General features: G+C 58.5%; 27 protein-coding genes and 2 tRNA genes. 13 read left to right on the forward strand and 16 right to left on the reverse strand.

Annotation, left to right across the window (positions count from 1 at the left end):
• The first annotated feature begins 24 nt into the window (after nucleotides 1–24).
• Nucleotides 25–264 carry an Lrp/AsnC family transcriptional regulator gene (locus J7394_RS20105; RefSeq protein ID WP_050602861.1) on the forward strand — a complete coding sequence of 80 codons (240 nt, stop codon included), beginning with the start codon at nucleotides 25–27 and terminating at the stop codon, nucleotides 262–264.
• Between the two features lie 119 nt (nucleotides 265–383).
• Here the strand turns inward: J7394_RS20105 and J7394_RS20110 are convergent.
• Both J7394_RS20110 and J7394_RS20115 read right to left on the reverse strand, forming a co-directional pair.
• Nucleotides 384–458, reverse strand: a tRNA-Gly gene (locus tag J7394_RS20110).
• A 37-nt stretch (nucleotides 459–495) separates the two neighbouring features.
• A tRNA-Gly gene (locus tag J7394_RS20115) sits at nucleotides 496–570 on the reverse strand.
• 488 nt (nucleotides 571–1,058) lie between these two features.
• Between J7394_RS20115 and J7394_RS20120 the strand changes: the two genes are divergently transcribed.
• Entirely contained in the window at nucleotides 1,059–1,934 is an 876-nt protein-coding gene (locus J7394_RS20120; RefSeq protein ID WP_209255762.1) for a hypothetical protein, read from the forward strand.
• 16 nt (nucleotides 1,935–1,950) lie between these two features.
• On the opposite strand, the gene J7394_RS20125 is transcribed toward J7394_RS20120, so the two are convergent.
• Nucleotides 1,951–2,217: a DUF2312 domain-containing protein gene (locus tag J7394_RS20125; protein WP_209255764.1), complete on the reverse strand. Its 267-nt coding sequence runs from the start codon at nucleotides 2,215–2,217 to the stop codon at nucleotides 1,951–1,953.
• A 164-nt stretch (nucleotides 2,218–2,381) separates the two neighbouring features.
• Here J7394_RS20125 and J7394_RS20130 point away from each other — a divergent pair, with 164 nt between their 5' ends.
• Nucleotides 2,382–2,600 (forward strand): hypothetical protein, encoded by a 219-nt coding sequence (locus J7394_RS20130; RefSeq protein WP_170468076.1) that lies wholly within the window; start codon nucleotides 2,382–2,384, stop codon nucleotides 2,598–2,600.
• Between the two features lie 9 nt (nucleotides 2,601–2,609).
• On the opposite strand, the gene J7394_RS20135 is transcribed toward J7394_RS20130, so the two are convergent.
• Complete coding sequence (locus J7394_RS20135) at nucleotides 2,610–2,825, reverse strand: hypothetical protein (protein ID WP_170468079.1); 216 nt, start codon at nucleotides 2,823–2,825, stop codon at nucleotides 2,610–2,612.
• A gap of 235 nt (nucleotides 2,826–3,060) precedes the next feature.
• Between J7394_RS20135 and J7394_RS20140 the strand changes: the two genes are divergently transcribed.
• The 4 genes from J7394_RS20140 to J7394_RS20155 are packed head-to-tail and all read left to right on the forward strand — an operon-like array spanning nucleotide 3,061 to nucleotide 5,246.
• Nucleotides 3,061–3,924 (forward strand): MBL fold metallo-hydrolase, encoded by an 864-nt coding sequence (locus J7394_RS20140; RefSeq protein WP_170678338.1) that lies wholly within the window; start codon nucleotides 3,061–3,063, stop codon nucleotides 3,922–3,924.
• A gap of 30 nt (nucleotides 3,925–3,954) precedes the next feature.
• Entirely contained in the window at nucleotides 3,955–4,374 is a 420-nt protein-coding gene (locus J7394_RS20145) for a YeeE/YedE family protein (RefSeq protein ID WP_170468083.1), read from the forward strand.
• Nucleotides 4,374–4,805, forward strand: coding sequence for a DUF6691 family protein (locus tag J7394_RS20150; RefSeq protein ID WP_209255766.1), 432 nt, complete (start codon nucleotides 4,374–4,376; stop codon nucleotides 4,803–4,805). The genes J7394_RS20145 and J7394_RS20150 overlap by 1 nt, the downstream gene beginning before the upstream one ends.
• Nucleotides 4,806–4,814: 9 nt before the next feature.
• Nucleotides 4,815–5,246, forward strand: coding sequence for a TIGR01244 family sulfur transferase (locus tag J7394_RS20155; RefSeq protein ID WP_209255770.1), 432 nt, complete (start codon nucleotides 4,815–4,817; stop codon nucleotides 5,244–5,246).
• A gap of 1 nt (nucleotide 5,247) precedes the next feature.
• Here J7394_RS20155 and J7394_RS20160 read toward each other — a convergent pair whose 3' ends face one another.
• The 5 genes from J7394_RS20160 to J7394_RS20180 form a co-directional block, all read right to left on the reverse strand.
• Nucleotides 5,248–6,390 carry a FliM/FliN family flagellar motor C-terminal domain-containing protein gene (locus tag J7394_RS20160; RefSeq protein WP_247748328.1) on the reverse strand — a complete coding sequence of 381 codons (1,143 nt, stop codon included), beginning with the start codon at nucleotides 6,388–6,390 and terminating at the stop codon, nucleotides 5,248–5,250.
• 28 nt (nucleotides 6,391–6,418) lie between these two features.
• Complete coding sequence (locus J7394_RS20165; protein ID WP_209255771.1) at nucleotides 6,419–9,097, reverse strand: ATP-binding protein; 2,679 nt, start codon at nucleotides 9,095–9,097, stop codon at nucleotides 6,419–6,421.
• Entirely contained in the window at nucleotides 9,097–9,405 is a 309-nt protein-coding gene (locus tag J7394_RS20170; protein ID WP_209255772.1) for a hypothetical protein, read from the reverse strand. The genes J7394_RS20165 and J7394_RS20170 overlap by 1 nt, the downstream gene beginning before the upstream one ends.
• Complete coding sequence (locus tag J7394_RS20175) at nucleotides 9,402–9,782, reverse strand: response regulator transcription factor (protein WP_209255773.1); 381 nt, start codon at nucleotides 9,780–9,782, stop codon at nucleotides 9,402–9,404. The genes J7394_RS20170 and J7394_RS20175 overlap by 4 nt, the downstream gene beginning before the upstream one ends.
• A gap of 77 nt (nucleotides 9,783–9,859) precedes the next feature.
• Entirely contained in the window at nucleotides 9,860–11,152 is a 1,293-nt protein-coding gene (locus J7394_RS20180; protein ID WP_209255774.1) for a helix-turn-helix domain-containing protein, read from the reverse strand.
• Between the two features lie 189 nt (nucleotides 11,153–11,341).
• Between J7394_RS20180 and J7394_RS20185 the strand changes: the two genes are divergently transcribed.
• The 4 genes from J7394_RS20185 (at nucleotide 11,342) to aat (ending at nucleotide 14,564) form a co-directional block, all read left to right on the forward strand.
• On the forward strand, nucleotides 11,342–11,878 hold the full coding sequence (locus J7394_RS20185; RefSeq protein ID WP_170460784.1) for a LuxR C-terminal-related transcriptional regulator: 537 nt from the start codon (nucleotides 11,342–11,344) through the stop codon (nucleotides 11,876–11,878).
• A gap of 151 nt (nucleotides 11,879–12,029) precedes the next feature.
• Nucleotides 12,030–12,524 (forward strand): acetyl-CoA carboxylase biotin carboxyl carrier protein, encoded by a 495-nt coding sequence (accB, locus tag J7394_RS20190; RefSeq protein ID WP_209255776.1) that lies wholly within the window; start codon nucleotides 12,030–12,032, stop codon nucleotides 12,522–12,524.
• 9 nt (nucleotides 12,525–12,533) lie between these two features.
• Nucleotides 12,534–13,883 (forward strand): acetyl-CoA carboxylase biotin carboxylase subunit, encoded by a 1,350-nt coding sequence (gene accC, locus J7394_RS20195; protein ID WP_170460778.1) that lies wholly within the window; start codon nucleotides 12,534–12,536, stop codon nucleotides 13,881–13,883.
• Between the two features lie 48 nt (nucleotides 13,884–13,931).
• Complete coding sequence (gene aat, locus J7394_RS20200) at nucleotides 13,932–14,564, forward strand: leucyl/phenylalanyl-tRNA--protein transferase (protein ID WP_209255778.1); 633 nt, start codon at nucleotides 13,932–13,934, stop codon at nucleotides 14,562–14,564.
• Here aat and J7394_RS20205 read toward each other — a convergent pair.
• The 6 genes from J7394_RS20205 to J7394_RS20230 form a co-directional block, all read right to left on the reverse strand.
• Nucleotides 14,519–14,887 (reverse strand): DUF2155 domain-containing protein, encoded by a 369-nt coding sequence (locus tag J7394_RS20205; protein ID WP_209255780.1) that lies wholly within the window; start codon nucleotides 14,885–14,887, stop codon nucleotides 14,519–14,521. The two genes, aat and J7394_RS20205, sit on opposite strands and share 46 nt — an antisense overlap.
• A complete protein-coding gene (gene mlaD / locus J7394_RS20210) occupies nucleotides 14,884–15,336 on the reverse strand; it encodes an outer membrane lipid asymmetry maintenance protein MlaD (protein ID WP_170468107.1) in 453 nt (150 codons plus the stop codon). The genes J7394_RS20205 and mlaD overlap by 4 nt, the downstream gene beginning before the upstream one ends.
• 13 nt (nucleotides 15,337–15,349) lie before the next feature.
• Nucleotides 15,350–15,733, reverse strand: a complete 384-nt coding sequence (locus tag J7394_RS20215; protein WP_170374878.1) for an NADH:ubiquinone oxidoreductase subunit NDUFA12 — start codon at nucleotides 15,731–15,733, stop codon at nucleotides 15,350–15,352.
• A gap of 79 nt (nucleotides 15,734–15,812) precedes the next feature.
• On the reverse strand, nucleotides 15,813–16,178 hold the full coding sequence (locus J7394_RS20220; protein ID WP_170664822.1) for a RidA family protein: 366 nt from the start codon (nucleotides 16,176–16,178) through the stop codon (nucleotides 15,813–15,815).
• A 164-nt stretch (nucleotides 16,179–16,342) separates the two neighbouring features.
• The gene (clpX, locus tag J7394_RS20225; protein WP_170374874.1) at nucleotides 16,343–17,611 is read right to left on the reverse strand and encodes an ATP-dependent Clp protease ATP-binding subunit ClpX; all 1,269 of its coding nucleotides are present in this window, start codon (nucleotides 17,609–17,611) and stop codon (nucleotides 16,343–16,345) included.
• A 133-nt stretch (nucleotides 17,612–17,744) separates the two neighbouring features.
• Nucleotides 17,745–18,377, reverse strand: a complete 633-nt coding sequence (locus J7394_RS20230; RefSeq protein WP_170460761.1) for an ATP-dependent Clp protease proteolytic subunit — start codon at nucleotides 18,375–18,377, stop codon at nucleotides 17,745–17,747.
• Between the two features lie 321 nt (nucleotides 18,378–18,698).
• Here J7394_RS20230 and J7394_RS20235 point away from each other — a divergent pair, with 321 nt between their 5' ends.
• Together J7394_RS20235 and J7394_RS20240 are read left to right on the forward strand one after the other, a co-directional pair.
• Nucleotides 18,699–19,043, forward strand: a complete 345-nt coding sequence (locus J7394_RS20235; RefSeq protein ID WP_209255782.1) for a helix-turn-helix transcriptional regulator — start codon at nucleotides 18,699–18,701, stop codon at nucleotides 19,041–19,043.
• A gap of 120 nt (nucleotides 19,044–19,163) precedes the next feature.
• Nucleotides 19,164–19,301: an entericidin A/B family lipoprotein gene (locus tag J7394_RS20240; RefSeq protein ID WP_170374868.1), complete on the forward strand. Its 138-nt coding sequence runs from the start codon at nucleotides 19,164–19,166 to the stop codon at nucleotides 19,299–19,301.
• Nucleotides 19,302–20,635: 1,334 nt separating this feature from the next.
• Here the strand turns inward: J7394_RS20240 and J7394_RS20245 are convergent.
• Complete coding sequence (locus J7394_RS20245; RefSeq protein WP_209255784.1) at nucleotides 20,636–21,088, reverse strand: hypothetical protein; 453 nt, start codon at nucleotides 21,086–21,088, stop codon at nucleotides 20,636–20,638.
• Between the last annotated feature and the right edge of the window lie 143 nt (nucleotides 21,089–21,231).

A 21,231-nucleotide genomic window follows, 5' to 3' on the forward strand; every position in this document is an offset into this window, starting at 1 on the left:
AACTCAAGTCAAAAGGCCCGGCACATGTCCACCTGCGTTTTCATCCAGATCCGCTGCAAACCCGGCACCACCTATAAGGTCGCCGAAGAGATCGCCCTGCGCGAGATTCACTCGGAACTCTATTCCACAAGCGGCGAATACGACCTGCTGCTGAAGCTCTATATCCCAGAGACTGAGGATGTGGGCCACTTCATCAACGAACATCTTCTGGTAATTCCAAACATCGAACGATCCTTGACCACGATGACGTTCAAGGCGTTCTAATCTGAACTTGGCCTCATAGCGCGCCAGAATCGGCCCGGTCACGAAAGATATCCGGGCCAGCGCCAAACGCTGACGCGCCGCGTTCATATCGAAATCGACCAGTTGGGAAGGTTTGCATCTGGAGCGGGCGAGGCGATTCGAACGCCCGACCCTAACCTTGGCAAGGTTATGCTCTACCCCTGAGCTACGCCCGCATCAGATACATATGTTGGTCCGAAGACCTTAACTCAATGGAGCGGGCGAGGCGATTCGAACGCCCGACCCTAACCTTGGCAAGGTTATGCTCTACCCCTGAGCTACGCCCGCGCCGTTGAGTGAGGAGGGATGTATAAATTCCCGCGCGAGCCTGCAAGCGGAAAAAGACAAAAACCTGCAAAAATCTTTCGACGGAATTTCGGAGCTAATGCGTTGAAGGACTAATGAGGCTTACAAGGCGAAGGGACGCGTGATGAAATCAAGGGCTTTGGCAGAAATGAAGACGGCACTGTTGGCGGCGCTGATTGTTTTCGCGGGATTGCTCTGCCCGCCCGAGGATGATCCATTGGCCGAGGCCCCCTCCCCTATGTATGAGTGGCAGGTTTTGACTGGATAGGCAATCTCGCCGGGATCTGCCAACAGAAGGCACCGCATTCGAAGCAGGCGTGGTCCAAGCTGACCTGTGCAGACGGGCGCCAAAATTCGTTTTATCCATAACGACTCTAGCAGCTAACCAACTGCTTCCTAGTTACGGCATTTACCGATGAAGGCGCAGGATGTAACACCGGAGAAAGGAGCCCGGCAAAAACAGGACGAAGATGCAGGTTGTTATCCACGCAGGCGTAGCCTTTTCCGACAACGACCGGTTGATCGAAACCCTTATGGCGAACGCATCGGTTCTGAACCAGCAGCGGGTCATCCCTCTGGACTTGGCGCAGGGGCGGCAATTCGTGAAAGTCGCCTCGGATTCCATGACGACCGGAGTGCCCCTGCCAGATGTCCTGATGGGCTTGAATGAGGTTCTTCCCGACCGCACCACCTGTGATCGCGTTATCCTGTCCAGCGACAAGGTTCTTGGCCCCAGACGAGCCGCGATTCTACACGGGCAATTCTATCCAAACGCGGCCGAGCGGATTGCATTCCTGGACCGTGTTCTAGGGGCGGATCAGATCGAGCTGAGTTTCGCGCTGGTCAACCCGGCGAGCTTCATCTCGAAATTGCTGATGTCACTGCCCGAAGAGCGGCGGAAAGCCGTCCTGGGGAACACCGACCTGAGCAGCCTGAACTGGCTGACCATGGTCCACGAGTTGCGGGAAATGGCTCCGAACGTTCAGATCACGCTCTGGGCCAACGAGGATACTCCGCTTATCTGGGGCGATATCCTTAGAACGCTTGCCAGACTGCCGGACAAGGCCGCCCTGCAACATGAATACGCGTTCCTTGCTTCAGTGCTGACGGACGCGGGCCGCGCAGAGCTGACACAACTGTTGGAACAAATTGCCTGGCAGGATCGGGACATGCTGCGGGAAAGCCTGACCCATCTGTTTGATGAACATGCCGATCCCGCGAAGATCGAGGAAGAGCTGGAGATTCCGGGCTGGACTTCAGACGTGGTCAGCGCGTTTTCCGAGATCTACGAACAGGATCTTGCGGCACTACGCACCATGCCGGGCGTAAGGGTGTTGCAGCCCTGAAACGGGCTGCATCGCACTACATACCCAGAGCTTCCTTATACATTTCGAGAACCGCTTCTTCTTCGGCGATATCGTCCTTGTCGCGCTTGCGCAGAGCGACCAATTTGCGCATGATCTTGGTGTCGTAACCGCGCGCTTTCGCTTCGGCCATGACCTCTTTCTGCTGCTCGGCCAGATCCTTCTTTTCGGCATCCAGACGCTCGATCCGTTCGATGAACTGGCGCAACTCGCCTGCTGTCACGCGGTAGTTGGCGGCGGCCTGATCTTCGGTCATGTCTTCCATGTAGGTCTCTCCCAGAGGCTGAATTGCGATGCTGAGACATCGGGCATGGTGCCGGATACATCGCCGGTGCGCGGGTCGCAAGCACCCAATCCCATGGGCGGGCTTGTCGGCAGGGCGCTGATCCGCTAAGCGCAAAAACACGGCACCAGCAAAGGCAGGCAACCATGTTCGAAATCATCACCTGGGGCGGCGCCGCCCTGTCAGTGGCCGGTCTTGTCGGTTTGATCTGGTGTATTCTGCGTGTCATGAAGGCCCGCAAAGCGGGCCTTTCAGATGACGAATTACGCGCTGTTGTTCAGGGTGTTCTGCCCTGGAACCTGGGGGCGTTGTTTCTGTCGGTCATGGGACTGATGCTGGTCATCTTGGGTATATCGCTGGGATAACCCAACCGATCAGATCGGCAAATTGTCAAACCGCGCTTCCATCGCGTCCTCGCACAGGGCCGCATCCAGTCGGCGCATGCGCGACGGAACATGCATTCCCTGCTGACGCATGCGATCTACAATTTTGCTGAAACTGGGCTGCAGCGCCAATCGGGTATCCAGACACGCGTTCTGAAGTTTTTGCTCTAGCTCTTGCGCTTCGAAATAGAGGTTATCTGTCGTCATTGTGATCCTCCCAATTGTCAGTATCCCCGATATAGGTAACGCGGATACGACACGAAGATGCTACCGGAAACGATGGCGATTTATTGCCCGCTAAAATAGCCTGTTCGGCAAATCTGCGCGTCTGGGTTAAAGTTTAGGCAAATTTCATATGTCGTGCCTTGACGGACATCAAAAACCGAACTGGCTCTTGTATCATATTCTGTTTTTATTATATGTCGTCTAAGTGGAGGAAACCATGAAGCCAAAAGTGAAAGCGTTCTTCGACGACCAGACCTTTACGGTCTCGTACGTCGTCCACGAAGACAGCAGCCGCGCTTGTGCGATTATCGATAGCGTTCTGGATTTCGATCATGCCTCGGGCCGGACGGGGACAAGCTCTGCCGACCAGATCATCGCTTATGTACACGCCAAAGACCTTAAGACCGAGTGGATTTTGGAAAGCCATGTGCATGCAGACCACCTCTCGGCTGCGCCATATCTGCAGCAGGAACTGGACGGCAAAATCGGGATCGGACATCACATCGTCGAGGTGCAGGAGACCTTTGGCAAAATCTTCAATGAAGGGACCGAGTTCCAGCGAGATGGCAGCCAGTTTGATGCCCTCTTCCGCGAGGGCGACAGTTTCCACATCGGACAGATGCGAGGCGATGTGCTGCACACACCCGGTCATACGCCGGCCTGCCTGACCTATGTGATCGGCGATGCCGCTTTTGTCGGCGACACCTTGTTCATGCCCGATTTCGGAACCGCACGGTGCGATTTCCCGGGCGGCTCGTCCGAGGTGCTTTTTGCTTCAATCCAGAAAATCCTGTCTCTGCCCGATGAGACCCGCATTTTTGTGGGGCACGACTACAAGGCCCCGGGCCGCGATGAGTATGCGTGGGAGACCACGGTGGGTGAGCAAAAGGCGCTGAACATCCATATCGGGCAAGGTCGCAGCATCGAAGAGTTTGTTGAAATGCGGGACGCACGCGATGCGACCCTCTCCAAACCCCGGCTGATTCTGCCGTCGCTTCAGGTCAATATGCGCGCGGGCCAGATGCCCCCGGCCGACGAACAGGGCGATGTTTTCCTGAAGTTGCCGATCAACAAGCTGTGACCTGCGCCAACACTATAGGATGGACATAGAATGAACCCGGACTGGATATGGGGCCTTTGTGGCGGCATCCTGATCGGCTGCGGCGCTGCGCTTTACCTGCTGGGCAATGGCCGGATTATGGGGGCCAGTGGCATTCTGGGAGGTTTGATCGACGGCCCGGCAAGGCGCGAGAAACTGGTATTTGTCTTGGGGCTGATCGGTATGCCGCTGATCATGAGCCGTCTGATGAGCGAACAGCCTCAAACTCACCTGACAGAAAATCTGGGCCTTCTGGTCGTCGCCGGATTGCTCGTTGGCATTGGCACGCGGCTGGCCAACGGGTGCACATCGGGTCATGGGGTCTGCGGCATCTCTCGGTTTTCTCTGCGCGGGATTGTTGCGACCCTAATCTATATCGCTGCCGGAGCGGTGGTTTTGGCCCTGTTCCGCCACGGCTTGGGGGTGATCTGATGCGATTGTTGATCGCTTTCATTTCGGGCGCGCTGTTTGGCGCGGGACTGTTGCTGTCGGGGATGACGGACACCCAAAAGGTTCAGGGTTGGCTGGATATCTTCGGCGCATGGGACCCGACGCTGGCCTTCGTCATGGGAGGCGCGATTCTGCCCATGTTGGTCGCGTGGCGCATGACCAAGACCCGCCAACCGTTGACTGGCGGCACATTTCCCGCACCTGCTCGGCCCAAACTTGACCGAGGGTTGATCCTCGGCTCAATCCTGTTTGGCGCAGGCTGGGGATTGGTCGGTCTATGTCCCGGTCCGGCAATGGCGGCGCTGTCCTATGGCGGGACCAGCAGCGCCGTCTTTCTGGTAGCGATGGCGGCTGGGATGCGGTTGGCGCCGGGGCTGCGCGCGCAACTGGACAGGGCGGCCAACCCAGCCTAATCAATTGGCATGGAGATTCGACCAATAACCCCCCGCTACGCCGTGTCCCCGCAGATCACTGTCGAGGACGTGCCCGCCATTGCCGAGGCCGGCTTTGTCAAGGTTATCTGCAACCGACCCAATGCTGAGGTCCCCGAGATCATGCAATCCGATGCGATCGGAGACGCGGTCCGCGCAGCAGGGCTGGAATACGAGGTGCTGGAGCTGACCCACCAGACCATGACACCCGAAAATGTCGCCAAGCAACGCGATATGGCCGAAAATTGCTCTGGCCCGGTTCTGGCATATTGCGCGTCCGGCACGCGTTGTTCGGTTGTTTGGGCTCTGGGTCAATGCGACCAGATGAGTACGGATGAGATTCTGACAGCTACAACCAATGCTGGGTATCAACTGGAGCAACTACGTCCCACACTGGATCAGTTGCGTAACACGTCGGACTAGATCAGACCTCCCTATCCTCCGGGCCATCGAGACCCGCCAGTTGCGAGATTTCCGCGACCATTCGATCGGGCTCAACAAGACTCAGGTCTTCGTCGACCGGATCGGCAACGGAGGGGCTCGCGACCAGATCGAGAGGATCGGACAGGATATCTACGCCTGTGTCAGCCATATCGCCCCGGACACTGGCCGGTCGACTTTCTATGAATTCAGCGGTCTCCAACGCATCCAGCGCTGGAAGCGGTACGTTTTCATTCAGCCGAACCGCGCGCATCCCGCCCGATTGCCCCAGACGACCGACTGAGGCGCGAGTACGTTCGATGGTCAGAACCTCAGTCCGGTCCAACCGCGCGCCGGTCAGAGGCAACAGGCTGCCCACCTCAAGCGCGGACAGATGCGCCAAAGGCAACCTCATCCGGCACACCACGGCGTTCAGTTCGGCCCGGACAACGCCTGATGACTGCTCCAGCCGACGGCCCGTGTCGATATCCAGCTCTATCTCGGCTTCGTCGGGCGCGGGCGGATCAGGCAGCACAATCGTGATCTGGCCCTGACGCAACCCGCCTCCAAGTTCCACAGTCAGGTCAAAAACGCGGTAGCTATCTGCCACCAGCGACAAGATCAGGCCACGCAAATCCGCCGCCCTTGAGGCATACTCATACCCGGTCAAACCCTGCTGATCTGCCGGATCGACCAGACCGACAGCTCGGCGCAATGCATCCTCGACCAGTGGTGCGGCCATGGCGGCGTCCGTATCCGTAAAGCCCCGCTCGGCGGGCGCGTCCGGTGTAACCTCACCAATGGTTTGGGTCTGAACGATGGCCGAGACGCAGTTCAAATCCAGACAGGCCGCAGCAACCCCCTCTGGCCCCGTAAATTTCAGCAGCAACCAATCCTCGGCCAATGTGGCCGCAAGCCCGGCCTGCGCCCGATCTGCCTGTTTTGCCCCGATAACAGCCAGCGGAAGGTTCAAACGCTCACCTGCGGCCCGCGCAAAGCCCAAGCGCAACGCCCGCAGGATCGAGCGGGGCCGATCCCCCAGATCCCCCTGCCCCACTGACAATTTGCGCGCCAAAGCGGCGCCGGCCGTGTGTGCCATGGCTTCGGTACCATCCGATTTCTTGTCGTGAATCTTGGTGTAACCCATCAGAGGTTACGAACTTCTTTAAACCGAACTATTGCGCGGCCTGCCGGTAGGCCAAAGGCAGGCTGACGCGGAACGCCGCACCGCCCTGCCCCGGCAGATATGTGATATCGCCGCCCAAACGGTGCATGATCTCGCGGCAAATCGCCAGACCCAGCCCGGCACCGCCGGCCTTGTCCCCTCCGACCCGGGCGAATTTCTCAAAAATCATTGACCGCGCATCTGGCGGCACTCCGCTGCCGTTGTCGATGAAATCCACAACCAGCTGCCCGCCCACATCATGCGCCGAGATCGTCAGAACGGGTTCATCGGCATCACAGTATTTCCGCGCATTGGAGATGAGGTTGATAAACACCTGCCCCAAGCGGTCGAGATCAGTTTGCAAGGGGATACGCTCGGATGCCTTGCTGCGCCGCACAACCAACCGCTGATCCGTGCCCGCCAGCGCGCTGGAGATCGACCGATCCAGAACCGAACGCAACGTATCGTCGCCGAGGTTCAACCTGACCTGCCCATTCTCAAGAACGCTGAGGTCGAGTAGATCGTCCAGCAGACGTGTCAGGCGAAGCGCCTCGTCGTGAATGATGGCGGCATAGCGGGTCTGTTCTTCACCGCTCAGCCCTTCGGTGTCGCGCATAATCTCGGAAAACGCCCGGATCGAGGTCATGGGCGTGCGCAATTCATGACTGACCTGGCTGAGGAAACTGTCTTTCTGCTCAGATATTTGGGTGAGCTTGGCGTTGGCATCGCGCAATTGGCGTGCCGTGCGGCTAAGTTCGGCCGATTTCTCTTCCAACTGGCTGGAATACTCCAACAATTGCGCAGATTCGTCAGCGACGGCCAGGAGGTCCTCGACCGAAACCGAGGCTCCTCCCACGATCTGCCCGATCATCGCATGCGCGGTGGCCGCCCCTACTGAGCCGCTGAGCTCCCTCTCAAGTCGGGCCAGAAACCCGGGTGTCGGCTCGGGCAATGGTGAGCGCCCGCCCTGAAGCTCGGCCTCGCGCTGGAACAATTCCTGAGCGGGCGACGTGCCCAGAATGCGCTGGGTCATGATCATCAGGTCTTCGCTTTGCGCAACCGACCCGGTCCAACCGCGCGGCGCGACCGAGTGGTCAAAGACATTGACAAATTGCGCGCCCTGAAGCCGCTCCAACGGGCTGGGAAAGCTCAGCAGGGATGCGACGCAGAACACCACCGTATTCAGGGAAATCGACCACATGACCGAATGCACCATTGGGTCGATACCTTCGATCCCGAACAGGGCCTGAGGTCGCAGCCATGCAATACCAAATGGTCCGTTCAGCAGCACACTCTCGGGCATCCATGCCGCCCCCATTCCGGGAAGAAGCAGCGTGTAGATCCATAGAACAAAACCCACGGTCAAACCTGCCAGGGCACCGGTTCTGGTGGCTCCGCGCCAGAACAATCCGCCGACCATCGCGGGCAGGATTTGCGAAATACCGCTAAAGGCTACCAACCCGATCGAAGCCAGCGCCGCGCCGCCGCCCGACAGGCTGTAGTAGAAATAGCCCAGCGCCATTATCGCAGCGATCGAGATACGTCGCGCCATCAATACGATGTTGCGCACGTCTCCGGGCACGGACCCGACCCGCTCGTGCGTGTTCAGCCAGATCGGCATCACGACGTGGTTCGACACCATCGTCGACAGGGCCATTGCCGTTACGATCACCATCGAGGTCGCCGACGAGAATCCCCCGATAAAGGACAGCATCGCCAGCCCGTCCTTGCCCTGCGACAACGGCACGGTCAGAACGAACAGATCCGGGTTGGACCCTTCCGACAACATATCGAGCCCGACAACGGCGATGGGGACAACAAACAGGCTCATCAGCAGCAAGTATAAGGGAAAGGCCCAGGCGGCGGTGCGCAGATGGCCCTCGTCATCATTCTCAACCACCATCACCTGGAACATGCGCGGCAAGCACACAAAGGCGGCAGCGGACAGGAAAATAAAGGTCGTCCAGCGACCAGCATCCACTTGCCATTTGCCAATCTCCGAGGCGTCAATCCGCTCCATCATTGGACCAAAGCCACCGGCAACGCCCCAGACGACGAAGATGCCGACAGCCACCAGCGCAAACAGTTTGACCACCGACTCGACCGCAATGGCAGTGACCACGCCATGGTGGCGTTCATTGGCATCCAGATTGCGGGTGCCGAACAGGATCGCAAACATCGCCAGCCCAGCCGCCACCCAAAACACGCTTGAGCCTTCGCGGTAGAGACCCGAGGGGTCGGCCTCGGCAAAGATCGAGAAAGACAGGGTAATCGACTGCAATTGCAGCGCGATATAGGGCGTGCCACCAATCACGGCCAAAATCGTGACACACACCGCCAGCGTGTTCGACTTGCCATAGCGCGAGGACAACAGGTCCGCGATTGATGTCACGCGCTGGCTGCGCCCCACACGCACCAGTTTGCGCAGTCCCCACCACCAGCTGATCATCACCAGAGTCGGCCCGAGGTAGATAGTCACGAACTCCAACCCCGACCGCGCCGCGTTGCCGACCGCGCCGTAAAAAGTCCAGGCTGTGCAGTAGATCGACAGCGACAGCGTGTAAATCAAAGGGGAGCGCAGCCATTTGCCCCGCCCGGCCACCGCCATCCTGTCTGCGGCAAAGGCGACGCCGAACAAAAGAACGACATAGCCCAGACAGACCAGAATCAGGACGTTCAGCGTTGCCATCAGCCCGCGTCCGACCCGTGGCTGTCATCCACGCCAGAGCGCCGGGCAACGAAGCCAAAAAACAGGCTGATCAGAATCAGACCAATCCAGCAGGCGAAAATATAGAAGATCGCCGACGACAGCGGCACACCACCGGATTCAGACTCGGCATCCGGCCACAGCAGCGGTAGCACCAGTAGTGCTCCACCCAGAAATGGCAGTAACCGAGCCGAATCCGCCAGCCTACGCCGACGATAGCTTTGCCGTTCCAGAAACAAAGAGGGCCGCGCACCGCGCGACGTGCGGTCCTGACCCTCGGACGACGTCATAACTGCGTCGCCTGCGCATGCAGATCGCGCACGGCGGTCAGCACCTCGGCGTTGGAAAACGGTTTGGTCATAAAGCGGCTGACACCCGCATTCTCGGCCATCTCACGATCTCTGGACTGCCCGCGCGCGGTCAGCATCAGAACCGGCAGGTCCTTCATGTCGTCCAAGGCGCGCAGATCGCGCAGAATGTCCATCCCGCTCTTGCCGGGTAGCATCACGTCCAGAATCACCAGATCGGGCTGCGCGCCCTGAATCACCTGAAGCGCATCCGCACCATCGCCGTGTGTCTCGACCTGCCACCCCTCACGAGTCAGCAAGAACCGGATGGCCTCGGCGATGTTGGGCTCATCCTCAATCAACAGAACCTTACGGCTCATTTGTGTATATCCTCCCGATGACTGGCCTCCACCCCGGAACCGGTCTTGGCCAGATTAAGCGGTTGTTCGGGAACCTGTCAAAAGCCTTCGCTGAGAATTGACGGCTCGCGACGAGAACCGCAATCGCCGCTTGGGCAAATCCGGCAGCTTGGACCGACCCGTGTCGTCTCTGCGTTCGGTTCGGCATCAACTAGTGGCCGTATCAGCATGGCCGCGCGATACGATGGTTCCTGTTCATATCCGGACACGCCGTGCGGCCAGGCATAAGCATGACATTCGAACATTGCAGCAGCACGCCCCTGCTGCGCGACCTGCCGTCTGATCGGAACCAGAGGCCGGTTCAGCGCAGAAAACAGCGGCCAATGCGGGCAGGCCTCGCCGTGGCGTGGCAGTGACAGGCCGGGGACAGGCTTTAGAAACAGGATACTGCCCGAGCCGTCGCAGATCACCAGCCCCACCGGTCGGCTCAACACCCCTTCAGGCAGGCCAGCCAAGCGTCGGAACACTGTCGGCAGATCGACCGAGAATCGCCGCGCCAGTTCCAGAGGGTTCGGATCACCATCTGCCAGCGTGGTTTTGAGGGCATCAAGCGGCATGGCCTTGGCGTCAGCCTCACTCTGCCTAAGCCATTCCCCTGCAAGGTTACGTGCAGCGGAGGTATTCAGACCGCCTAGATCAATGACATCTGCCCCCTGACCAGCGTCGAGTTCGGGAAAGCTGTAGCCGCGCGCCTCAAGAAACACCTCGACCTCTTCCAGCGGTGCGCCACGCGGGTCTTTCGCCGTATCGCTTTCGTCTAGGTAGGTCACCAGCGCCTTTGAACTGTCGGCCAGTCGTTCGGCATCCTGATGAAGGTTCTGGTGGAACCGGTCCTGCCACTCGGCGTCGATATCCTGAGGGTCGGCCAGAATCGCTGCGGTCGACCGAATCGCCGCTGCGGTGGACAGCACCTCGTGCATCGAGGCTGCCAGATGCGGGTCATGGGTCAATCGGTCCGAAAGCGTTGCAACCGTCCGTTCCAGCGACACGACACGCCGGTGCATCTGCGCCAAAACCCCCGACCAGCCGGGAAAGCGGCCTGCAAATTCCTCAAGCGTTTCAATCTCGGCCTGCTGGCCCACCGCATCAGCCGCCGCCTCGCGTAAAGCCGATATCAAGGTCGCTTCGATCCCTTGCGTCAAAACGGAGGGCTCAACTGCCAGCGCCCCTGCAATATCGACCAGCAATTTGCCCCCGATCCGGCGGCGGTTGTGTTCGATCAGGTTTAGGTAAGAGGCCGAGATCCCCACCTGTCGCGCAAGCTCTGCCTGCCTCAGACCCGCGATCTGCCGTCTTTCGCGGATCCGGCTACCGGTCAGCAAATCCCGCATGGTCAAGGTCCTCAGTCACGTTCAGCTATCTTTGGTTGGCCGTATTTTCAGTTTATCCTATCATTTTCTTGGTGTTATGCATCAGTTTTCAGAGCGAATTGACAAGATTAACAACGTACGGCCCTCGGCCGCACCGCCAGACGCGCTTCGCCCCTTCTCATTTCCTGCATTTACCGCCACCATATGGGTATGAGCGATCCAGCTTTTGAATATGCACCCATCGGCCTTGTCGAATTGGAAAACCGCATCATCAGACGGTGCAATTTGCAATTTGCGCGGACCTTTGGCGGGGATGAAGCCGAATACAACAACATGCCCTTGCTGCATCTCTACCCCTCGGTCGCGGATTGGGAGAGAATCGGACAGCGCAGCCTGCAAGTGATGCGCGATACCGGCTATTACACCGATGAACGGGTGATGCGACGTCGGAACGGAGACCTGTTTTGGTGCCGCGCGCGCGGACGCTCGCTGACCCCTGACGACCCGTTTCGCCATGGAATCTGGAGCTTTTCCGACATTTCAGAGGAGCGGCCGCTGGTGGAACTGACCGTGCGCGAGCGTGAAGTGGCGATCCTGTCTTGCCGCGGCCTGTCGGCCAAGGAAATCGGCATGGAGCTTGGCCTGAGCTACCGTACGATCGAGGCTTACCGCGCCCGACTGCTGGAAAAATTTGGCGCTCGCAAACTGCCGGAACTGGTCGCAAAGCTCTCTGGTATGCCCCTGTAGGTACAACCACTCGCAATAAACCGTCCAAACCCCCTGTTTTCAGGCTTAAACGGCGCTTTTCATGGCTGCTCGCTTGGCTTATAACGCTGCGTAATCAGATCGAAGCCCGCGCAAACACAGACGGGCCAAAGGGGAACCTTCGAGGATACTCATGACAGATACCAAACACGAAGCGGATGTGGCGTTCATCAAAGCCTTGGCCGAATTGCTGCGCGAAAATGACCTGACCGAGCTGCAGGTCAAACGCGAATATGGCGAGGAAGACAGCCTGAACGTGCGCGTCAGCCGCGCAGCACAGGCGGTTGCCGCTCCGGTTCAGGTCGCCGTTCCGGCTGCAGCCGCAGCTCCTGTCGCTGCCGCGCCGGCCCCTGCAGCAGCCCCCGCCGCAGATGTGGAAGACCCGGCCAGCCATCCCGGCGCTGTGACCTCGCCCATGGTCGGCACAGTATACATGCAGCCCGAGCCCGGCGCGCCCTCTTTCGTTTCGGTCGGTGCGTCTGTTTCCGAAGGAGACACGCTGCTGATCGTCGAAGCGATGAAAACCATGAACCACATCCACGCGCCCAAATCGGGCACCGTGAAACGCATTCTGGTCGGCGATGGCGACGCTGTGGAATTCGGCACCCCTCTGGTCATCATCGAGTAAGGCGGGCCCATGTTCGACAAGATCCTGATTGCCAACCGAGGCGAGATCGCCCTGCGCGTCATCCGCGCCGCGCGCGAGATGGGGATTAAGACGGTCGCCGTCCACTCCACCGCCGACAGCGACGCGATGCATGTGCGCATGGCGGACGAATCGGTCTGCATCGGCCCCCCGCCCAGCCCGCAAAGCTATCTGTCTGTCCCCGCGATCATCTCGGCCTGTGAGATCACCGGCGCGCAGGCGATCCACCCCGGCTATGGCTTCCTATCCGAGAACGCTGAGTTCGTGCAGATTGTCGAAGACCACGACATCACCTTCATCGGCCCCACCGCCGAACATATCCGCGTGATGGGCGACAAGATCACCGCAAAGGACACGATGAAGGCGCTGGGTGTGCCGTGTGTTCCCGGCTCCGACGGTGGCGTTCCAACGTTGGAAGACGCAAAGCGCATCGGTGAGGAATTCGGCTATCCCGTCATCATCAAAGCAACAGCCGGTGGCGGCGGGCGCGGCATGAAAGTCGCGATGAGTGCGGATGAAATGGAAAGCGCCTTCATGACCGCGCGCGCCGAAGGCAAGGCCGCTTTTGGCAACGATGAGGTCTATATCGAAAAGTACCTCACCACGCCGCGCCATATCGAAATACAGGTCTTCGGTGACGGCAAAGGCAACGCCGTCCACCTGGGTGAGCGCGACTGCTCGCTTCAGCGTCGTCACCAGAAGGTGTTCGAAGAGGCCCCCGGTCCCTGCATCACCCCCGAAGAACGCGCCAAGATCGGCAAAATCTGCGCCGACGCGGTGGCCAAGATCAACTATATCGGCGCCGGCACCATCGAGTTCCTGTACGAAAAAGGCGAGTTCTACTTCATCGAGATGAACACCCGCCTGCAGGTTGAACACCCGGTGACCGAGGGTATCTTCGGCGTCGATCTGGTGCGCGAACAAATCCGCGTGGCCTCGGGCTTGCCGATGTCGTTCGGACAAGATGATCTTGAGATCAACGGCCACGCCATCGAGGTTCGGATCAACGCAGAAAAACTGCCCAACTTCTCGCCCTGCCCCGGCAAGATCAGCGCGTATCACGCACCGGGTGGTTTGGGCGTGCGGATGGATTCCGCGCTCTATGACGGCTACTCAATCCCGCCATATTACGACTCGCTGATTGCCAAGCTGATCGTTCAGGGCCGTGACCGGGCTGAGGCTCTGGCCCGCCTGGAACGCGCTTTGGGAGAGCTGATCGTAGACGGCATCGACACCACAGTGCCTCTGTTCCACGCGCTGTTGCAGGAGCCGGACATCCATAGCGGCGACTACAATATCCACTGGCTGGAGCATTGGCTTGCGGAGAATATGGCCGACTAACCCCACAGGGCCGGTTGGCATGCGCCGTCCGGCCCTTGGATGTTCCTCATGAGCCTGTCACCAGAACTCTTGCTGCATGGCTATTCGATCGGCATCTTCCCGATGGCCGAGCATCGCGATGACCCGGACCTGTTCTGGGTCGACCCCAAATTCCGCGGGGTTTTCCCGCTGGACGGTTTCCACATCTCGCGCAGCCTTGCAAAGCGGATACGGAGATGCGGCTTTTCCATCTCGATCAATCAGGATTTTGAAGGCGTCGTCGATGGGTGTGCCGATCGTGCAGACACATGGATTAACGCCGAGCTGCGCGACCTGTATCGACAGGTGTACAACGCAGGCCAAGCACACTCTCTGGAAGTATGGGAAGATGACCAGCTTGTCGGAGGCGTTTTCGGAGTGGCCTTGGGCGCTGCGTTCTTTGGCGAGAGCATGTTCTCACGTCGCACAGACGCCTCGAAAATCGCGCTGGCTTATCTGGTGGACCGCCTGCGACAGACCGGTTTTCAGCTATTCGATACTCAGTTTCTGACCGCCCATCTGGCCTCACTCGGCGCGATCGAAATCCCCCGCAGTGACTACAGAAAAGCGCTGGAAGAAGCGATTGGCGATAGCGCCGACTTTGCCGCCGAGGTGCCTCAGTCCGCCGATGGAGTGATACAGCGGATCACCCAAACGTCGTAGCGCGAATGATCCAAGGCATTCAGTGCCGGAGAGGTCGCGATCATCCAGCCGTCAAACAACTGCTCCGCCTTGCCCTGTTCCCAGATGGTCAGGAAAGCAAACGCATCCCCGGTGGGGTTGTCGACCGGATAGCGGCAATCCCCCAAGGCGACATCCAGACCAAAGACGGCCTGTGTTTCACCAGTCTGCAGCTCAACATCCACGGTCTGACCGTTGACCTTATCCAAGCCGCGCAACATAGCGCCGGGCCCGGACTGAACCGTTTGCTGAGCCGTCACGGATGTCGCGGCCAGCGCCAACGCAAATGCCAGAGCGCGTATCATTCGCTGCCGTCCCCGGCCACAAACTTCACCAGCAACGAGATCAGGCTGACCGCGCCCTGCGTATCTTCGATCTGATCGCCGGGCTCAAAATAGAACGGAGACCCGCCGGGCATTACCTCAACGAAATTGCCCCCCAACAACCCTTCGGAGGAAATCACGATGGCACTGTCATCGGGCACGAGAACACCATCCGCGACCGAAAATGTCGTATCAGCGCGGTAGGTCTCGGGGTTCAGGGTCACGTCGGTAACGGTCCCGATTTTGACGCCCGCAAGGCGCACATCGGTTCCAACGTTGACACCTTCTAGCGACCGGAAGGACGCGCCCAGCTCATATCCGGCACTGCCTTGCGACAGGCCGGTGGATTGACTGGCATATACACCAAACGCGACGGCGCAGGCCAAGACGGCACCGCCGACGAATACTTCGGTCCAGTTGTGGGTCGACATTGCTCGCCTCGTCTTATTCCGGGCTCCAGGCCTCGTAGTCCTTACGCTCAACAGGCTCTGCCCGGCGCAAGGACCCCGCAGGGGTGTAAGCAAGCGCGGTGCCTGTCAGGTTCTCCTGATGCGGTTTTTCCCAGGCCTTGTGCGCCAGCGGTTTGTCTGTCGGCGGCTCATCCCAGGTACGGTGCAGCCACCCGTGCCAATCGGGATCAACCCTGCTGGCTTCAGCCTCACCGTTGAAAATCACCCAGCGTTTGCTGTCATCGGCGGTTTTATAAAAGACGTTGCCTTCATTGTCCTCGCCAACTTTAACACCTTTACGCGCAGTGAAAATCTGTGTGTTAAGGGTTGCCCCGTTCCACCAGGTTACGGCCCGCAAAAGAGTGTTCAGGATGCCCATGATCCGCCTCCGCCAATTCGGTCCCGAGAAGGTATGACCCAAAGGCGCGCCAAGGTCCAGTACCCGCCGCGTGACTGCGTCACTGCGGCAATAAAGCGGTCACTTCGATCTCGATCCGGTATTTGGGGTCGATCAGACCGCATTCAATCATCGTCGCAGCCGGTGGATTGGCTCCGAAAACCTCGGACAACACGGGCCAGCACGGCTCGAATTCGGTCCGGTCGGGCAGCATGTAGGTCACGCGAACAACATCGGCGAAACCTGCACCAGCTTCCTCCAAGGCTTTTCCGATGACGTCCAATGCTGATCTGCATTGATCGACGACGCTCTCACCCTGTCCAACAGTGCCGGAAACGTGAACCCACCCTCCGGCCACCACGGCGCGGCAATAGCCGACCTTGCCCTCGAATTCACCACCTGAAGAGATACGCTTGATTGCGGTCACGGTTCATTTCTCCGAGAATTTGAATATCATGAATTTATGCGAGGCTCTGCCTCGCGCTCCGGGATATTTATGGCCAGATGAAGTATAGGATCCTCAATTCATCTGGCTGGAAATATCCCGGGGGAGTCGCCTGAAAGGCGGCGGGGGCAGCGCCCCCTAACCCGTTAGCCAGCTGACGCCGACTCTGGCACTGCATCCGCATAGATGATCAACGGCTGAGAGTCAGAGGTCACGGCCTCTTCGTTTACAACCACTTCGGTCACATTCTTGAGGCCCGGAAGTTCGAACATCGTATCCAGCAGGATATCTTCGAGGATCGAACGCAGCCCCCGAGCGCCTGTTTTACGCTCAATTGCTTTCTTGGCGATCGATTTCAGCGCCTCATCGGTAAAGGACAGTTCCGCGTCCTCCAGCTCGAACAAACGCTGATATTGTTTGACCAGTGCATTCTTGGGTTTGGTCAGGATGGTCACCAGAGCGTCCTCATCCAGATCCTCCAACGTGGCCAGAACCGGCAGACGGCCAACGAATTCAGGGATCAATCCGAATTTCAGCAGGTCTTCCGGCTCAAGATCCTGGAAGATTTCGCCAACGCCACGCTCGTCATTGTCGCGTACGTCAGCGCCAAAGCCCATCGCCGAGCCTTTGCCGCGTTGGGCGATGATCCGATCCAGACCAGCAAAAGCACCGCCACAGATGAACAGGATATTGGTGGTGTCCACCTGCAGGAACTCCTGCTGCGGATGTTTACGGCCGCCCTGAGGCGGAACCGAGGCGACGGTGCCTTCCATCAGTTTCAGCAGCGCCTGCTGAACACCCTCACCCGAGACGTCCCGAGTGATCGACGGGTTTTCGGACTTGCGCGTGATCTTGTCGACCTCGTCGATGTAGACGATGCCGCGCTGTGCGCGTTCAACATTGTATTCGCTGGCCTGGAGCAGCTTCAGGATGATGTTCTCAACATCCTCACCCACATAACCAGCTTCGGTCAGCGTCGTCGCATCGGCCATGGTGAACGGCACATCCAGAATACGCGCCAGCGTCTGGGCCAGCAGCGTCTTGCCGCAACCGGTCGGGCCGATAAGCAGGATGTTCGACTTGGCCAGTTCAATATCGCTGCCCGCTTTCTGGGCGTGGTTCAGACGTTTGTAGTGGTTGTGGACCGCAACCGACAGAACCCGCTTGGCTGTGGCCTGACCGATCACATAGTCGTCCAGAACCTCACAGATATCCTTGGGTGTCGGCACCCCGTCCGAGGACTTCAGACCGCTGGCCTTTGTTTCCTCGCGAATGATGTCCATGCACAGCTCGACGCATTCATCACAGATGAAAACGGTCGGGCCTGCGATCAGCTTGCGCACCTCATGCTGGCTTTTTCCACAAAAGCTGCAGTAGAGCGTGTTTTTGCCGTCACCGCCTGAATTCGTCGCCATGATCTACCTTTCGGGCTTCGTCTCTGCGCCCCTACCTTTGGGGCGCGCTTGCGCATGTTCGTGCAGCTTAGGCCAGCGCTCTGGCGGCTACAATCTCAAAATGGCCCCGCACTTGGCGCGCGGGACGCGTTTCTTAGGCCTCTTCCGTATCCATCTTGGCACGGTTTTCGACGATCTCGTCGATGTGGCCCCAATCCTTGGCCTCTTCGGGACTCATGAAGTTGTCACGATCCAGAGCCTTTTCAACCGCCTTCTTGGTCTGACCCGTGTGACGCACGTAGATGTCATACAAGCGATCTTTCAGCTTCTGCGTCTCGGCCGCGTGGATCATGATATCGCTGGCCTGACCCTGATATCCGCCGCTGGGCTGGTGAACCATGATCCGGCTGTTGGGCAGCGAAAAGCGCATGCCCGCCTCGCCACCGGCCAGCAGAACCGAGCCCATCGAGGCCGCCTGACCGATGACCAATGTCGAACATTTCGGCTTGATGTACTGCATTGTGTCGTAAATCGACAAACCGCTGGTCACCACGCCGCCGGGCGAGTTGATGTAGATCGAGATTTCCTTGTTCGGGTTTTCCGCCTCTAGGTGCAGCAACTGCGCGACGATCAGATGGCTCATCCCGTCGTGAATCGGACCGTTGATGAAGATGATCCGCTCTTTGAGCAGGCGCGAGAAAATGTCATAGGCACGCTCCCCCCGGCTGGTCTGCTCAACGACCATGGGCACGAGCGTATTCATATAGGTATCTACTGGATCGAACATTCGGAACCTGCCTGCTTTGCTATGGATCGGGACTTTATCCCAACAAGAGTTACCCGAGTCTTAGTGTCGCCACCGGGGGGCTGCAAGGGGGGCCGACAAGAACGACCTTGCAAACTGTTCGCAGGACACGGCGGCCTTTGCCTTGGACCTACCCTGCGCAGGGGCCGAAAGTGGTGCTTTTGGCTTACGGCTTCTCTGATCACAGTATTTTGATTCATGCATATGGGCGTAAAAGTGCAAAACAAGCAAATTGGATGCACGTATCCGATAAATGGAAAAGGCTGGCACCACCCTCAGAGGGATCGTAAGGAACAAGCAAAGATGGCACTCCCCCAAATCACTCAGGACACCCCTTCGGCAGAGCTTGACCGCATGGTCGAAAACGCGTCGCGGGCGGCGAATTTTCTGAAGGCGATTAGCCACGAAGGGCGTCTGATGATCCTGTGCCATCTGGCGTCGGGAGAGAAATCTGTAACCGAGCTTGAGACCCTGTTGTCCGCCCGCCAGGCCGCAGTGTCGCAGCAGTTGTCGCGCTTGCGACTGGAGGGGCTGGTGACGCCCCGCCGCGACGGCAAGGCGATCTATTACCGACTGGCCGATGACAAGCCCCGTCGGATGCTGGAAACCGTATATGAGCTGTTCTGCAGCGAAAACACAGGGCACTAACAGTTCGCCCGGCAGGCCGCAGGCGTAGACGCAGCGCGACCCCCGGTAAACCGCAAAAGTGCTAGCCTCCTCAGTAAGATACTGCTACCGAAGGCCTGATCGAGCATGAAGGAGAAAAACATGATCCGCGCAATTCTGATTGGCCTAAGCCTGTTTGCACTGACCGCCTGTGAAACCGCCAAAGGCGCGGGCAAAGACATCGAAAAAGCGGGCGATGCGATCCAAAACGCAGCCTCGGACGTGCAGGAAAACCTCTGATTTACGCCTTCATCTTGCGGATTGCAGGATGACGCACGCAATATGTTGTTGATGCAGTGGGCTGAACTGGCTACTATATAAGCACAGGTGCATAGACGCGGCATTGCATCATCTGACGTTAACACGGGGCTCTTTTGCACATGCGAAAGAGCCCCGTTCCCATTCTGACGAGGGGGGGGGGGGGTGGTAGCCTGCATGAAGCCAGCAAGGGAAAAGGCGTCAGGTGCGCAGACGCGGTCTTTGCATGCGCCCTTGCGGGCAACCCCTGACGCCTTACCCGGACGAAGTTTGTCCTAAGACCACTTCGAACCAGTTGCCCCGGCCCCCGAAGGAACCGCAGCCGTCGCCACAAACCCGAAAGTCGCCGCGACGCACAAAGCCCATTTGAGAAGATGATCCGTCGACCCAAGGCACGAAGCCTCAACTCAATACACCACCCACCGGTAAGCCCTTGCAAAAGAACGTCAATCCTAAGATCCACCTTCCCTGCGCAGACCCCCTTGGCCTTTGCATCCCGCCTTCTGATCCGAGGAACTCCAGCGGTGAAACCAATCTTGCATTGCACCCGTTATCGGGCAAGAAAATAGCACTGCAGCATGGAAATCAGACGGGGATAAGTTGTTGATATCTGCCGGGAAGGTACTGTGGATAACTCCGGATTTCTCGACAACCACGTAAGGTTAGAATTGCAAAACTCTTTTCGCCAAATTCTGACCGGAATGTTGCGATTTGCTGCAGGCGCAAACGGCAACAGACGATAAACTGATCGCAAACTACAGGAATTGACAACGCCGCACCTTCCGCAGAGCCGAATCGTTCGGACCGAAACAGGGCTAAGTTCCCTACTATACACCTGCGCTGTCGAGCATATGCACAAGACGGTATTTAGAGTGAGGCTTGCGCCCGGTATTGATCCTTAACCGACGCTTTAAAAAACGCCAGCCCTGCTGACGTCGGTCGCGGAGGCAGAGCAGATATGCTCGCAAAAGGTCAACTGGACAAATCCTACCAACAGAATCTGCGGCATACTGCGGATAGGATTCCATTCTGTAATGGAGCTTGGACCGGACGGCGAATTTTCACCGTGCGCGACTGCGCGCTGAAGGTTCGCGAGATCCGAGTAACCCGGGCCGAGGAACACCGCGTGTAAACCCGCTATATTCTGGATCCCGTCGCGAGCGGCGAAATCACCGTCCGGTCCGCCTCCTCCCTATGGAGACGAGTATTCCGATATTGAGAAGCGTTCCGACCCGGACGGTTTACCTACTATTCTGTCGTCGTCAAAATCAGGCGACAGTCTGTACCCCCTACAGTCCGGCCGGGCCAGAAACGCTTCAGTTCACCTGACGTTCCAGAACGGTGCTGTAGGTAGTTCCAGTCCGCAGGCTACGGAAATCCGCATAAATTCGCCCATCCTCGTAGCGCGCGTCGATCAAGGCGTTCACGCCAATCGCCGGCTCGGCCGAGCTTTCGACGATCCCGATCTTTCCCGAGCCATCCTGGCTGATGGAACCGGTGGCCTCGTACATCGTCCAGTCATCCATGGCATTGCGACGCCACATACTCGGTCCCCAGAACACATTGTCGTTCTGAGCCTGAATTTCGAGCACCCATTCCGACTGGTTAAATCGCGGAGCATCGCCGGTAGCCGAATTCGACGGCGAAACTGTAGTCTGACTGGCCGTCCAAATACCGCGCAGATCAGGCGTGGTTTCGGCGACAGCGGCAGTGCCAAGGGCTAGGCTCGTGGCCAGAGCGGCTGCTCCGGCAGTCATAAATCTGGTCATGGTCTCTTTCTCCCTGAAATCGGTGCCATCTCTGGCCGTGGTCAACAGATTGGGAGGCGTACGGCGGGTTACAACTTTCCTGAAGGAACCTTCATCAAGCGTTCATGCAGCGTTTGATCGCACAGCCCGCTTTCCGCACTATA

It is taken from the genome of Ruegeria sp. R13_0 (assembly GCF_017743995.1).
GTDB lineage: Bacteria > Pseudomonadota > Alphaproteobacteria > Rhodobacterales > Rhodobacteraceae > Ruegeria.

Bases quoted from the DNA above. Each gene is read 5' to 3' on its own strand.
- J7394_RS20245 (WP_209255784.1), bottom strand. From the start codon at position 21,088: ATGACCAGATTTATGACTGCCGGAGCAGCCGCTCTGGCCACGAGCCTA.
- mlaD (WP_170468107.1), bottom strand. From the start codon at position 15,336: ATGTCGACCCACAACTGGACCGAAGTATTCGTCGGCGGTGCCGTCTTG.
- J7394_RS20230 (WP_170460761.1), bottom strand. From the start codon at position 18,377: ATGTTCGATCCAGTAGATACCTATATGAATACGCTCGTGCCCATGGTC.
- J7394_RS20140 (WP_170678338.1), top strand. From the start codon at position 3,061: ATGAAGCCAAAAGTGAAAGCGTTCTTCGACGACCAGACCTTTACGGTC.
- accC (WP_170460778.1), top strand. From the start codon at position 12,534: ATGTTCGACAAGATCCTGATTGCCAACCGAGGCGAGATCGCCCTGCGC.
- J7394_RS20150 (WP_209255766.1), top strand. From the start codon at position 4,374: ATGCGATTGTTGATCGCTTTCATTTCGGGCGCGCTGTTTGGCGCGGGA.
- J7394_RS20120 (WP_209255762.1), top strand. From the start codon at position 1,059: ATGCAGGTTGTTATCCACGCAGGCGTAGCCTTTTCCGACAACGACCGG.
- J7394_RS20145 (WP_170468083.1), top strand. From the start codon at position 3,955: ATGAACCCGGACTGGATATGGGGCCTTTGTGGCGGCATCCTGATCGGC.
- J7394_RS20185 (WP_170460784.1), top strand. From the start codon at position 11,342: ATGAGCGATCCAGCTTTTGAATATGCACCCATCGGCCTTGTCGAATTG.
- J7394_RS20135 (WP_170468079.1), bottom strand. From the start codon at position 2,825: ATGACGACAGATAACCTCTATTTCGAAGCGCAAGAGCTAGAGCAAAAA.
- J7394_RS20160 (WP_247748328.1), bottom strand. From the start codon at position 6,390: ATGGGTTACACCAAGATTCACGACAAGAAATCGGATGGTACCGAAGCC.
- J7394_RS20125 (WP_209255764.1), bottom strand. From the start codon at position 2,217: ATGGAAGACATGACCGAAGATCAGGCCGCCGCCAACTACCGCGTGACA.
- J7394_RS20205 (WP_209255780.1), bottom strand. From the start codon at position 14,887: ATGATACGCGCTCTGGCATTTGCGTTGGCGCTGGCCGCGACATCCGTG.
- J7394_RS20240 (WP_170374868.1), top strand. From the start codon at position 19,164: ATGATCCGCGCAATTCTGATTGGCCTAAGCCTGTTTGCACTGACCGCC.
- J7394_RS20155 (WP_209255770.1), top strand. From the start codon at position 4,815: ATGGAGATTCGACCAATAACCCCCCGCTACGCCGTGTCCCCGCAGATC.
- J7394_RS20165 (WP_209255771.1), bottom strand. From the start codon at position 9,097: ATGGCAACGCTGAACGTCCTGATTCTGGTCTGTCTGGGCTATGTCGTT.
- aat (WP_209255778.1), top strand. From the start codon at position 13,932: ATGAGCCTGTCACCAGAACTCTTGCTGCATGGCTATTCGATCGGCATC.
- accB (WP_209255776.1), top strand. From the start codon at position 12,030: ATGACAGATACCAAACACGAAGCGGATGTGGCGTTCATCAAAGCCTTG.
- J7394_RS20180 (WP_209255774.1), bottom strand. From the start codon at position 11,152: ATGCGGGATTTGCTGACCGGTAGCCGGATCCGCGAAAGACGGCAGATC.
- J7394_RS20175 (WP_209255773.1), bottom strand. From the start codon at position 9,782: ATGAGCCGTAAGGTTCTGTTGATTGAGGATGAGCCCAACATCGCCGAG.
- J7394_RS20170 (WP_209255772.1), bottom strand. From the start codon at position 9,405: ATGACGTCGTCCGAGGGTCAGGACCGCACGTCGCGCGGTGCGCGGCCC.
- J7394_RS20215 (WP_170374878.1), bottom strand. From the start codon at position 15,733: ATGGGCATCCTGAACACTCTTTTGCGGGCCGTAACCTGGTGGAACGGG.
- J7394_RS20130 (WP_170468076.1), top strand. From the start codon at position 2,382: ATGTTCGAAATCATCACCTGGGGCGGCGCCGCCCTGTCAGTGGCCGGT.
- J7394_RS20235 (WP_209255782.1), top strand. From the start codon at position 18,699: ATGGCACTCCCCCAAATCACTCAGGACACCCCTTCGGCAGAGCTTGAC.
- J7394_RS20105 (WP_050602861.1), top strand. From the start codon at position 25: ATGTCCACCTGCGTTTTCATCCAGATCCGCTGCAAACCCGGCACCACC.
- clpX (WP_170374874.1), bottom strand. From the start codon at position 17,611: ATGGCGACGAATTCAGGCGGTGACGGCAAAAACACGCTCTACTGCAGC.